This window comes from Legionella resiliens (assembly GCF_021344005.1).
Taxonomy (GTDB): Bacteria; Pseudomonadota; Gammaproteobacteria; order Legionellales; family Legionellaceae; genus Legionella; species Legionella resiliens.
Genome location: NZ_JAJTND010000004.1, coordinates 1033245 through 1046629 on the forward strand (window position 1 = coordinate 1033245; position 13385 = coordinate 1046629).

Consider the following 13385-nt stretch of genomic DNA (forward strand, 5'->3'; position numbering starts at 1 on the left):
CGCAATGCGCAATAAGATATTAATGCTTTATGCTGTATCTTTTGTTTTAGGCATTGTAGTTGGCCTTGTCGGTTCAACATTTCGATTATCAATCGATATGTTGAGTAATTTGCTCGATAATTTTTTTCATTTACTTAGTCTTCATGGATGGCCGGCCGGATTGATTTCAGGTTTTGTCTCGATGATTATGGTTTACGTTGCATATTTAGCTGTGAAGCACTTTGCACCTGAGGCATCAGGAAGCGGCGTGCCGGAGATTGAAGGCGCATTACTCCATTTAAGACGCATATCCTGGCGCCGCTTATTACCTGTAAAATTCTTTTTTGGTATTTTGGTGCTCTCTGCCCAAATGATTTTGGGACGAGAGGGACCCACGATCCACATTGGGGGTAGTTTGGGAGAAATGTTGGGCGGGTTATTCAACCTGACGCGGCGTAGAAAGGACAGTTTAATTGCCGCAGGGGCTGCTGCAGGTTTAGCAGTTGCATTTAATGCTCCTCTAGCTGGAGTTATCTTTGTCATGGAAGAAATGCGAAATCAGTTCAACTATTCTTTTACCAGTTTCAGTATGGTGGTTATTTGTTGCATCACAGCTACTGTTATTCTTGAATTGATAATTGGTCCTCAGCCAACGATCCCAATGAATGTATTTGAATTTCCTCATCTTGATTCGTTATGGTTATTTGCTCTCTTTGGCATTGTGGTAGGCTTTGTAGGACTTTTATTTAATCTTTCATTAATAGGTACCCTAAAGCTCCTGGATAAACTTTCTTCAAAACAAAAAACATATTACGTGCTGGCTGTAGGATTTTTGATTGGCTATTTAGCAGTACATCATCCAGAAGCAGTAGGTGGCGGCATGCACATTATTCATCAGGCATTAACCCTATCGCCAGGATTTGGTTTTTTGTTTTTTCTTTTAGTAGCACGATTTATAGGAACCATGGCATGCTATGGAACAGCGGTTCCGGGAGGAATTTTTGCTCCTATATTGTCTTTAGGGACACTTCTTGGTTTGGCGATATTTCATATCCTGGAAATTTTGCATATTGACTTTTTAACCCAGCCGGGGATGTTTGCAGTTGCGGGGATGGCTGCACTCTTTGCCTCATCTACGCGTTCACCAATAACCGGAGCAGTATTGGTGGTAGAAATGACTCATAATTATTATTTAATCTTTCCGGTAATGATGGCATGTATTACCGCAACGATTGTGCTCCAGCTCACCCCAAATGGACCTATCTATGAGCAATTATTGAATCGTGCTCTCCATACTAAGAAAATTTCGTCTAAATAACCAGCACTCAGGCATACAATACATCCCGACTTAATCTACATGGACAACAATTTTGCCGAAATGTGCTCCTGATTGCATGTATTGATGTGCTTCTTCAATTTGTTCCAGTTTAAATTCTGAGTCAATAATGGGCATCAATTTTTTTATTCTCAAGTTTTCTATCCACTCTTTATGGGCTTGACTCCATAATTTATTTTTTTCTTCAATCGATTGAGAACGAAGCACAAAACCAATGATCTGCAATCTTTTACGCATAATCAATGCAAGATTGCATTCCACTGAGCTTCCCTTGAGGCATGCAATCTGGATGAGCTTGCTTTTAGGCCTCAATAAATGCAGATGCTTATTAAAATAATCTCCACCTATAAAATCAACGATTAAATCCACGCTGTGATCTTCAATTAAGTCTTCAAAATCCTGTTTGTGATAATTAAACACTTGATCTGCGCCGAGTTTAATTGCTTTTTCTACTTTGAAATCTGTTCCTGCTGTGGTAACTACATGGGCATGGATCAATTTTGCCATTTGAATTGCCAATGAGGCGATGCCGCTTCCTGCTCCATGAATAAGCAAGGTTTGTCCCGATTTGAGCTTCCCTAAATCGAATAAACTGGCATAAACGGTTGTTAGTGCTTCAGGAAGTGCTGCTGCATGCGCATAACTCCAATTTTCAGGGATATGTTGGGCTAGCGATTCTTCTACAGGACAAAATTCGGCATAAGCCCCACTACCGACTAACCCATAGACTTTATCACCAGGTTTGAATTGAGTTACGTTTGCACCCACCTCGACAACTTCTCCAGCAACCTCCAGGCCTAGAATATCTGATTCCCCAGGAGGAGGCGGGTATTTACCATAGCGTTGCATAATATCTGCCCGATTAAGGGCAGTCACTTTAACACCCACTAAAATTTGTGACGCGCTGTATTCTGGCTTAGGACCATTTTTGATGATCAATCGACTGTGGGGGCCTGGATTTTCTATGTGTACGTAGCGCAAAATGGTTTCCTTAATTTAAGAAATTAATGGGGCGAGTGAAGAGCTCAGACACTTTACTTAAAAAAACATACCTATATAATGCTTATACAGACCCTCTTATATATTGGGCAATGGCTAAATTCAATCATCAACGTCTTTCTGCTTGGCTTTTTATAATTCCACAACTTATTGTTACCCTCATATTTTTTATTTGGCCTGCATGTAATGCATTATTGCAATCTTTTTTTTACACGGATGCTTTTGGGTTACATAAAAAGTTTGCAGGATTTTCCAATTTTGTGGATCTATTCATTGATCCAAGTTATAGCAAGACAATTGGGGTAACCTTTATTATTGCTCTGAGCGTGACTTTTTTCACAATGAGCTTAGGACTCCTTATGGCCATATTAGTGAATAATAGAGGCAAGACGCAAGGGGTTTATAAATCTTTATTAATTTGGCCTTATGCTATAGCCCCTGCAGTAGCAGCAATTTTATGGCGTTTTTTATGCCATCCCACTTTAGGATGGCTGACGCATCTTTTACAATTATTAGGGATTAATTTTGATTATGTAAATAATGTAAATCAGGCATTTTCAGTAATAATTCTCACTGCCAGTTGGCAGCAGTTCAGCTATAATTTCCTATTTTATCTCGCAGCACTCAAAGCGGTTCCTTCGTCATTAATTGATGCGGCGATTATTGATGGTGCATCTGGATGGCAACGTTTTTGGCAAATTATTTTTCCACTTTTATCACCAACTACTTTTTTCTTGCTCATTATAAATTTAATGTATGGTTTTTTTGATACTTTTGGCATTATTCAAGTGATAACCCATGGCGGACCTGGCAACAGTACGACTAATTTGATTTATAAGGTATATCAAGATGGGTTTGAAGGAATGGATTTGGGAAGTTCATCAGCGCAATCAGTACTGCTGATGTTTATTGTAATTATTGTTTCTTTAGTGCAATTTAGATACCTCGAAAAAAAGGTTCATTACGCATGAAATCATATTTCGCTCGTGTTATCCAGCATAGTTTTTTATGCTTTTTTGTGATTTTGATGTTATTGCCTGTTTATTTGGCTCTTGTCGCTGCCAGTAATGATGGCAGTGCTATGATGCAATCTCATATACCTATAGTTCCAGGGAGTTTATTATTCAAGAATTTGAAGGCTGTGATGACGGAGGGCTTGTCGGTTACAGGTGGGGAACCTATTACTTCTATGTTGTTAAACAGTTTTTTTATGGCTATAGCTATTGCTTTGGGAAAAATTGTTTTTGCCTTAGGTTCTGCCTTTGCTTTGGTTTATTTTGATTTTCCTTTTAAAAAATTATGTTTTGCATTGATCTTTACTACCATGATGTTGCCTATAGAGGTCAGGATTGTACCTACTTTTCAGGTTGTTGCTTCATTTGGATTATTAAATTCATTTACTGGGTTAACTTTACCTCTATTTGTATCTGCAACTGGAACTTTCTTGTTTCGTCAGTTTTTTAAAACAATTCCTTCTGAACTTGTTGATGCAGCAAAACTGGATGGGGCAGGTGCTGTACGTTTCTTTTTTGATATTGTTTTGCCTTTATCCAAAACGCAAGTTGCCTCATTATTTGTTATTTTGTTCGTGTACGGTTGGAATCAGTATCTTTGGCCATTAGTGATTACTACGGAGAGTAAAATGGCAACAGTAGTTATGGGGATTCGCTATTTAGCTGGAGTGGCAGATCAAGTTCCACAATGGCACTACATTATGGCTGTTGCATTGATTGCTTTAATCCCACCTTGTATGGTGGTCATGTTAATGCAGCGCTGGTTTGAAAAAGGGTTAAAGTAAACATGGCAACAGTCAGTCTCATTGAAGTTTCAAAAAGTGTTGGATCAACAACGATTCTGGATAAAGTAAACGTTAGCATCAAAAAAGGCGAGTTTATGGTGATCGTTGGTCCTTCTGGATGTGGAAAAACTACATTATTGCGCTTAATTGCTGGTTTGGATGATTTAAGTTCGGGCTCGATTTTGATTAATGATCAATGTGTCAATAAAATACCTGCAGCAAAAAGGGATATGGCTATGGTTTTTCAAAATTATGCTCTTTATCCTCATATGACTGTATTTGAAAATATGGCTTATGGATTAAAAATGAGGCATTTTAAGAAAGCAGATATTAAGCAACGAGTAGATGAAGCAGCACAATTGTTGCATTTAACTCCTTATCTAGAGCGTAAACCTCAGGCACTTTCAGGAGGACAAAAACAAAGAGTGGCGATGGGAAGGGCTATGGTGCGTTCCCCAGCTGTTTTTTTATTTGATGAACCTTTATCTAATCTGGATGCAAAATTACGTACGGAAATGCGTCATGAAATTCGCCGTTTACATCAGCAATTAAATACGACTAGCTTGTATGTAACCCATGATCAAACTGAAGCAATGACTATGGCGGAACGCGTTATGGTACTTAATCAAGGAGTTGTTGAGCAGATAGGCACTCCCCAGGAACTGTATCAAAATCCTGCTACCTTATTCGTTGCAGGATTCACAGGACATTATCCTTTGAACATAGTATCTGGCGTCTTCAATAAAAGCAGCAATACAGTACAAACAGATTTGGGAGTTGATTATCTTATCCCAGAATTGGCACGGAACCTTGAAGATAAGGACGAACTCATTATGGCAATTCGAGCGGAGCATGTTGGGCTTTGTTCTGAAAATAATCCACAAAGCATCTCAATTCATGTCGAGTTTGTTGATAATATGGGTGCAGACAAATTGATACATGCGACATGCATCAAGAATAATCAGCCACTTAATTTGCGCGTCACTGCGGATCAACACATTTCGAGTGGACAACTCTGGGTTGAGCTACCTAAAATTAAGTTACATCTTTTTCATCGTAAGTCTGGAAAACGTATTGGAGAATGACGTGAGTAAAGAAAAAAGCAAGCAACTAAAACCAATTGATACTCCGGTCTACCGCTATTGGTCAGCATTGTATATGTCTTTCTATTCACGACGTCTTTATGTGGATGTTGGAAAACGTTGGCGAGGACTTGGTATTCTTTATCTGTTGCTCGTTATTGCCTTATTTTCGATTCCATTTTCTTTAAGGATGAGTTTCAGTTTGAATCAGGCGTTTAAAGAACAAATTACCGATCCTTTATCAAAAATTCCTGTTTTTATTATCCAAAATGGAGAAGTTTCTTTTAATAAGCCCATGCCTTATTTGATCAAGAATGATCAAGGAGAAGTGGTTATTATTGTTGACACAACAGGAGAAATCAATGATTTCCCTTCCAAATATCCTTACCTCACGATTTTGGTAAACAAAAATAAAATTTCACTTAAGGTGCCCAGTTTGAAGCTTTTTAATATGGCAGAAACAAAGCCGAGCAAAGGCACTCCATTAGTTCAAACTTTTGATAAAGGAACTAATCTAGTATTTGATGGCAAAAAAATTGCAGAAGAAGATTCAATTAGAAATCTGAGATTTTATTCAGAACTAATGATTTATCCTATGGTTGTAGCCATGTTATTTTCAATTTTCATAATTCTTTTCCTGGTTTTAGCTTTTTTGGGACAAGTTTTTTCAACCATATTCTTTTCTTTTAGTGTAACTTTTGCCCAATCAAGCCGGCTTTTAGCTGTTGCTGGAACCCCTATGTTATTACTTCTACTTGTCATGCTCACACTCAATTCAATTTTCATGGGTTCTGGTTACATTTTATTCGCATTGCTTGTTTTCTATTACAGCTTTGCACTTTATTCCCTACGCGCAGAAAGCAGACGAGTTGCCATTTTATAAAAAATTGTATTTTGTTAAGGCATTTTCATGGAGGTGGAATTAAACCGCTTATGGAATTAAACCGCTTATGGAATTAATGAATATGGAGCAATGCACGTGGTGACCTTATGAAAGAGTTGATTCATTTTGCACATGGGAATGGCTTTCCGGCGTTATGTTATAAACAAATGCTGGATCGACTCGAGGAAGAATTCGATTATTGTTATATTGACAAGATTGGACATGATCCTTTGTTCCCAGTTAGCGAAAACTGGCATAATCTGGTTTCAGAAGTCATTGCCAGTGTTAAAAAACAGGCCGATCGTCCTGTTATAGCAGTTGGGCATTCATTAGGTGGCATTTTAAGCTTATTAGCAGCAGTTGAACAACCTGAATTATTTAAAGCGGTCATTATGCTGGATTCACCCTTAATCGGCACTTTTAAATCAAGCATGGTTCGTTTGGCAAAAGCTCTAGGTATTATTGATCGGGTTACGCCGGCGTTTAGAACCCGAAGTCGGCGTATGTATTGGAAAGATCATGATCAATTAATGGGTTATTTAAAGACGCGAGAGTTATTTAAGACCTTTACTGATGCCTGCTTAAATGATTATATTACCTACGGTTTAAAGTATAAAGATGACGGTTATCATCTGCGATTTGATAGACACATTGAATATCAAATTTATCGAACTATTCCACACGTTATTCCAAACTATGAAGGTAAGTTATTAATTCCGGCAGCATTAATTTATGGTGACAAAAGTACTGTGGTTGGTAAAATGGATGTGCGCTATATGAAAAAATATTTTAATGTAACAAGTCATAAAACCAAAGGGACCCATTTATTTCCTATGGAACACCCGGAATTTGTGGCAAAGCAGATTATAAAAATTGTGACTGGTTTATACTTAAATAGTACGAGTGGTCGGAAGACCTCAAATAATTAAGGAGAATAATGTGCTACACGCTATTTTAGTGCTCATAATCATTGGTGCTGCAGGGATATTGCTTACCAGGCAGGCAGCAGTTTCAGTGTGGGCTATTAGCTTTGCTCTATTTAGTGCTCTTGTTTTCATGTATGGTTCTCCGGGATTGGCAACTCAAATAGTGCTTGTTTTAGTGGAACTTATTTTAATTGCTGGCTCTATAAAACCTTTAAGACGAATATTATTATCCAAGTATTTTTTTAAAACAGTAAGCAAGGCCATGCCTGCCATGTCTTCAACTGAGAGAGAGGCGCTGGAAGCGGGCACTGTAAGTTGGGAAGGTGATTTATTTAGTGGTGCTCCAGATTTTTCTGTACTGAGAAATGCCCCTACAATTCGTTTGACTGATGAAGAGCAAGCTTTTCTTGATGGTCCCGTAAATACCCTGTGCGGCATGATCGATGATTGGGATATAACTCATAACCTAACCGATTTACCTCAAGAAATTTGGCAGTTTATCAAGGAAAATCGATTTTTAGGTATGATTATACCCAAACGTTATGGTGGACTTGAATTTTCTGCCACCGCACAAATGTCAATTTTAGTAAAAATCTATGGTCGCTCAATTACAGCTGCTACAACTATATCTGTACCTAATTCTCTAGGACCAGGAGAGTTGTTACTTAAGTACGGAACTGAAGAGCAAAAAAATTATTACTTGCCACGCTTGGCTGATGGACGGGAAATCCCTTGTTTTGCATTAACTGGTCCCAATGCGGGCTCTGATGCAGCATCAATCCCTGACAAAGGCATAGTATGTCATCAAGAAATTGATGGTGAAAAAATATTAGGTATCCGCTTAAATTGGGATAAGCGTTACATTACTTTATGTCCAGTAGCCACAGTAATCGGGTTGGCTTTCAGGTTATTTGATCCGGATAATTTATTAGGTAAAGGCGAGGATGTGGGCATTAGCTGTGCATTAATACCAGCAAACACCCCAGGAATTACTAAAGGACGTCGTCATTTCCCATTGAATACAGGATTTTTAAATGGCCCAACTCAGGGAAAGGATGTTTTTATTCCCATGGATTACCTAATCGGTGGTGTAGCTATGGCAGGTTGCGGTTGGCGCATGTTAATGGAATGTTTAAGCGCCGGGAGAGCCATATCCTTACCTTCGAGTGCTAACGGCGGTGCCCAGGCTGCGGCTTTGGCTTCGGGAGCTTATGCACGTGTTCGCAAACAATTTAATCAATCAATTGGAAAGTTTGAGGGAATTGAGGAACCTTTGGCCAGGTTAGCGGCAAATACTTACATTATTGACGCTGCTGTAACAATGGCTGCTGCTGCTATTGATCATGGAGCCAAGCCTTCCGTAGTTGGGGCTATATTAAAATACCACACGACAGAACGTGCAAGACAGGTATCACTTGATGCCATGGATATCCATGGCGGAAAAGGCATTTGTCTTGGTCCTAATAATTATATGGGCAGAGGTTATCAAGGTTCACCTATCGCAATTACCGTTGAAGGAGCGAACATACTTACTCGAAGTTTAATTATTTTTGGCCAGGGAGCAATTCGATGCCATCCTTATGTATTTAAGGAGTTAGAAAGTATCAGAAACAACAATCTGGTTGAATTTGATAAGGCATTTTTTTCCCATGCTGGATTTATTATTGCTAACTTTACGAAGTCAATTATTTTTGCATGGACTGATGCACATTTGTCCAAAGCACCAGTGAGCAGTGTAAAGCGTTATTATCAACTTGTGCATAAATACAGTGCTAATTTGGCGTTTCTTGCTGATTTCTCAATGACTGTCCTGGGGGGTGACTTAAAACGTAAAGAGAAATTATCTTCACGTCTTGGGGACATGCTTAGTTCATTGTATTTGATTTCAGCAGTTTTGAAACGTTTTCACGAAGATGGTGAACCCAAAGCTGATTTACCTTTGGTTGATTGGAGCTGCCAACAACTTTTGCATGAATGTGAGACAGCAATGCATGGCGTTATTGTCAATTTTCCAGTACGTTGGGCACGAGTTGTTTTACGCTTGATTATTAAACCTTTAGGTAATCTAAGAAATAAACCAAATGATCTGCTGGGCCATAAGTTAGCCAGAATCCTAATTGAACCTGGGGAAACCCGTATGCGCCTCACTCGTTTAGTCTACAGCAGAGCCGGGGATAATTGTCCTTTAGGTCGTCTGGAGGAAGCTTTCCACAAAATTTGCGCAGTGGAGGAGTTGGAAAGAAAAGTAATGCGTGCAGTAAAAGATAATGTTTTAAAATCACTTACTTTACTGGAACAAATCGATGAAGCTTTGGCTTGTGGTTTGCTAACCGAGAAAGAAGCCAAGCAATTAAAAGAAGCAGAGTTGGCACGACAGGATGTAATTAAGGTAGATGATTTCAATGATGAAGATTTACGTCGACCCGCATCAACAAAACCTGTTAGGACTAAAAAGCTTATTGTTAATAAAGATGATATAGAATCAGAAATGATTTGATTTTTACTCGTAATAACTATAAATATTTTTCATAACCCGGGGTGTTTCGACATAACCCCCGGGTTTTTCTTTGATGCATACATTAAAAAATGAAAATACCAGATCAAGCCTTACTTTGCTTTAATCAGGCAACATTAGACTATACTTAGACAAGGTTATCCAGGTAAAGAAAAACACACTCATTTGTAAGAAAGCTCCTTAACGTATCAGGAATAATATAAGAATATGGAGGTTAACATGAAGCAAAGGGCAGTGAAGGAAAATATCATGATGTCCAGTATAGTGGGTTGCCTCCTGTTACTGATATCTACCTTGACCTTTGCGGATTCCTTCAATCAGGTTGCCCGATTAAGCTATATTAGTGGAACAGTCAGTTTTGTACCTGCAGGGGTAACGCAATGGGTAAGTGTCACCCTTAATCGGCCTTTAATTGCAAATGACCGGATATGGTCAGATACAGGATCTCATATAGAAATGCAATTGTCTGGAGCCACCGCACGTATGGGAAGTCAAACCGATCTAAAAATTTTGAATTTGGATGATCAAATCACACAATTACAAATTACCCAAGGAACTCTTGCTTTAAGTATCAAGCGCACAAAGCGTCAACAAGTTTATGAAGTTGATACACCAAATTTAGCTTTTGTCATTACTGAACCTGGTTACTATCGTTTTGATGTAACAACCCAAAATAATATGACTACAGTTAGTGTGAGAATGGGACAAGGTATGGCTTATGGAGAAAATGCATCCAATAATATTGGTGTAGGTTATTCATGCAGTGCTACAGGAACTAATTTAGAAAATTATCAATGTACCCGTCTTGCTCCACTTGATTCTTTTGAAAACTGGAGTTTGGAACGGGACAAGATTGCAGGTACAGTCTCAACTCAGTATGTTTCCCCAGAAACTATAGGTTATGAGGATCTTGGAAATTATGGGGCTTGGATTGAAGATAAACAATATGGCCCAGTTTGGTATCCCAATAAGGTAGCTTCAGATTGGGCTCCGTACCAAGATGGCCAATGGATATGGATAAATTATTGGGGGTGGACTTGGGTAGATAATCAACCCTGGGGTTTTGCACCATTTCACTATGGACGCTGGGCTTTCCTTAAGGAGCGATGGTGTTGGGTACCAGGACCAATAGGCGCATATCCTATTTATGCACCTGCATTAACCGTATTTATTGGAGGTAATAATCCACAACTCATGCTCGATGGAGGATATGGTATAGGTTGGTTTCCTTTAGCTCCAGGCGAACCCTACATTCCGCCTTATCATGTTAGCTATAACTATTTTACAGCGATCAATCTGAATAACACAGTGATTAATGTTGCCTATCTTAAGAATATTTATAAGCATCAAAATATAAGAATTAATTATAAAAATACACAGATTCCTAACGCAGTGACCGTTGTAACAACTAATGATTTTATTAATTCCAGAATAGTGAACAACCTACGCTCACGTGTCCCTAATAAGATACTTTTCGATGCAAATAAAATATATGCCGCGCCTGTTGTCCCCCAGCCTATCAGTATATTCGGGGGGAGGAAGTTTACTCAGGTAATACCCCCAGCAGAAATACTATCAAAACCCATTATTGTCAAAACTCAACCTGCTTTAGCAACCCCATCCTTCTCTGAAGCACAACCACTTCTTTTAAAAAATGGAGGCAAGCCTCTAACCCCAGCACAAATTCGGACGCTAAGCGCTGGAAAGAATAAGGGTACACAGCTTCCTGTAACTGGAAAACCGACGATTATCAGGCAAACATTTCCGGGAGTTCAATCCGGTACACCGGTTCAATCTGCAACACCGGTTCAATCTGCAACATCTGTTCAATCTGGAACATCTGTTCAACCCGGAATACCGGCTCAATCTGGAGCACCGGCTCAACCCGGAATACCGGCTCAACCTGGAGCGCCGGTTCAATCTGGAACACCGGCTCAACCCGGAGCACCGGTTCAACCCGGAGCACCGGTTCAACACGGAATACCGGCTCAACCCGGAACACCGATTCAACCCGGAACACCGGTTCAGCCCGGAGCACCGTTTCAGCCCGGAGCACCTGCTCAACCCGGAATACCGGCTCAACCCGGAATACCGGCTCAACCCGGAATACCTGCTCAACCCGGAATACCTGCTCAACCCGGAGCACCGGTTCAACCCGGAGCACCGGTTCAATCCGGAGCACCGGTTCAACCTGGAGCACCGGCTCAACCCGGAGCAAGTGTGCCACCTGGTGCAAATGTACAACCTGATATAAATACTCGGCCTGGTGATGTAAATGTGGAGCCTGGTCCAACTATGCAACCTAATCCCAATATTCCTCCTGGCCCAAGTATCCAACCTAGTCCCAAGGTTCCACCTGGCCTCAATGTTCCACCAAATAATCCTTGAACTTGTGGTATATAAATGAAGTAGTTATTATAGGATCAGTAGTGGAAGTGATGATTCTGGATAAGAGGACATTAACTGCAAATCATGAAATGAAACAATCAAAACATGAATCTATTACAGGAAAGTGGGAAGTTACGCATAATTAGTATAAGTACTTAAACTCTCTCTAGGTTTTGGCAAAAAAATGCATTTGATTTCTAGTAGACTATTATTGAGTAAGATGCACTATGAATAAACAATATCCTCATTTCAATATAATCTTTCTAAAAAAGTCTCTAGGCGTTTTCTTTAACATCGTCTGGCATAGTGATGTTTAATTCAAGCACCGAGTTATCCCCCATGCGTTCAAGATTCACACTGACTTGATCACGTGTGACATGTACGTATTTAGCAATAACAGTAAGAATTTCTTCCTGAAGTTTGGGTAGGTAGTCAGGTGTGTTACGTTGAGAACGTTCGTGAGAAATTATTATCTGTAGACGCTCTTTAGCAACTGATGCTGTAGCACTCCTTCTGCGCAGGTAATTGAAAATACTCATACCGTCACTTCCTCCTTATTTTTGCTGAATAAGCGACGCAATAATCCTTTACGATCATTATTTATGAAGCGCATAGGTCTTTCTTCGCCGAGAAAACGAGCAATTGCATCTTGATAAGCAATACCGGCGTCACTTGTTTCATCAAGCACTACGGGTGTACCTGTGTTTGAAGCTTTAAGTACAGATTTTGATTCTGGAATAACACCAATTAATGGAATGGCTAAAATTTCCTTTACGTCAGTAACGGAAAGCATGTCGCCACGCTCAACGCGTTCTGGATCATAACGTGTTAATAACAAATGCTCTTGAATTGGTGCTTGATTTTCGACGGCTCTTTTAGTCTTGCTTGCAAGTATTCCCAGGATACGATCAGAATCGCGCACAGAGGAAACTTCTGGATTAGTCACAACGATTGCATGATCAGCAAAATACATAGCCATTAATGCACCCGTTTCAATTCCAGCAGGCGAATCACAAATAATAAAATCAAAGTCTTTTGCAAGATCATTAAGGATTCGTTCAACCCCTTCAAGAGTTAATGCATCTTTATCTCGAGTTTGTGATGCAGGAAGTATAGAAAGGTTTGCAATGCGTTTGTCTTTAATTAAAGCCTGATTTAGGCTTGCTTCCTTATTAATGACATTAATAAAGTCATAAACAACTCGACGTTCACAGCCCATGATAATATCGAGGTTTCTTAAACCGATATCAAAGTCAATGACGACAGTCTTGTGCCCTAATAGAGCGAGGCCTGAAGAAATAGCTGCAGAAGAAGTAGTTTTTCCTACCCCACCTTTACCCGATGTAATTACAATTATTTTAGCCAACGCTGAACCCTTCCTATTATTTTTGATTCAACACAATATTTAACCAACAGTGTACACGTTAATTGATAACTAATTCAAGTAGTGCAATAGTAATCTGTGGAAAAACATTTTCC

At 39.5% G+C, this 13385-nt stretch carries 11 protein-coding genes; 8 read left to right on the forward strand and 3 right to left on the reverse strand.

The window, feature by feature from the left end:
- Positions 1-4 precede the first annotated feature (4 nt).
- Positions 5-1297: a H(+)/Cl(-) exchange transporter ClcA gene (gene clcA / locus LXO92_RS09975; protein WP_232890882.1), complete on the forward strand. Its 1293-nt coding sequence runs from the start codon at positions 5-7 to the stop codon at positions 1295-1297.
- A 30-nt stretch (positions 1298-1327) separates the two neighbouring features.
- On the opposite strand, the gene LXO92_RS09980 is transcribed toward clcA, so the two are convergent.
- On the reverse strand, positions 1328-2296 hold the full coding sequence (locus tag LXO92_RS09980; RefSeq protein ID WP_182352526.1) for an NAD(P)H-quinone oxidoreductase: 969 nt from the start codon (positions 2294-2296) through the stop codon (positions 1328-1330).
- A gap of 110 nt (positions 2297-2406) precedes the next feature.
- On the opposite strand from LXO92_RS09980, the gene LXO92_RS09985 reads away from it, so the two are divergent.
- The 7 genes from LXO92_RS09985 (at position 2407) to LXO92_RS10015 (ending at position 11906) form a co-directional block, all read left to right on the forward strand.
- Entirely contained in the window at positions 2407-3285 is an 879-nt protein-coding gene (locus tag LXO92_RS09985) for an ABC transporter permease subunit (protein ID WP_182352527.1), read from the forward strand.
- Entirely contained in the window at positions 3282-4112 is an 831-nt protein-coding gene (gene ugpE / locus LXO92_RS09990) for a sn-glycerol-3-phosphate ABC transporter permease UgpE (RefSeq protein WP_182352528.1), read from the forward strand. The genes LXO92_RS09985 and ugpE overlap by 4 nt, the downstream gene beginning before the upstream one ends.
- A gap of 2 nt (positions 4113-4114) precedes the next feature.
- On the forward strand, positions 4115-5197 hold the full coding sequence (locus tag LXO92_RS09995; RefSeq protein ID WP_182352529.1) for an ABC transporter ATP-binding protein: 1083 nt from the start codon (positions 4115-4117) through the stop codon (positions 5195-5197).
- Position 5198: 1 nt separating this feature from the next.
- Positions 5199-6077: a DUF1189 family protein gene (locus LXO92_RS10000; RefSeq protein ID WP_232890883.1), complete on the forward strand. Its 879-nt coding sequence runs from the start codon at positions 5199-5201 to the stop codon at positions 6075-6077.
- Between the two features lie 107 nt (positions 6078-6184).
- Complete coding sequence (locus LXO92_RS10005; protein ID WP_232890884.1) at positions 6185-7006, forward strand: alpha/beta fold hydrolase; 822 nt, start codon at positions 6185-6187, stop codon at positions 7004-7006.
- Positions 7007-7016: 10 nt separating this feature from the next.
- Positions 7017-9500 carry an acyl-CoA dehydrogenase gene (locus tag LXO92_RS10010; RefSeq protein ID WP_182352532.1) on the forward strand — a complete coding sequence of 828 codons (2484 nt, stop codon included), beginning with the start codon at positions 7017-7019 and terminating at the stop codon, positions 9498-9500.
- Positions 9501-9737: 237 nt separating this feature from the next.
- Positions 9738-11906 (forward strand): DUF6600 domain-containing protein, encoded by a 2169-nt coding sequence (locus LXO92_RS10015; protein WP_232890885.1) that lies wholly within the window; start codon positions 9738-9740, stop codon positions 11904-11906.
- 275 nt (positions 11907-12181) lie between these two features.
- Here LXO92_RS10015 and minE read toward each other — a convergent pair whose 3' ends face one another.
- Entirely contained in the window at positions 12182-12445 is a 264-nt protein-coding gene (gene minE / locus LXO92_RS10020) for a cell division topological specificity factor MinE (RefSeq protein ID WP_019233062.1), read from the reverse strand.
- Entirely contained in the window at positions 12442-13272 is an 831-nt protein-coding gene (gene minD, locus LXO92_RS10025) for a septum site-determining protein MinD (RefSeq protein WP_182352533.1), read from the reverse strand. The genes minE and minD overlap by 4 nt, the downstream gene beginning before the upstream one ends.
- Positions 13273-13385 lie beyond the last annotated feature (113 nt).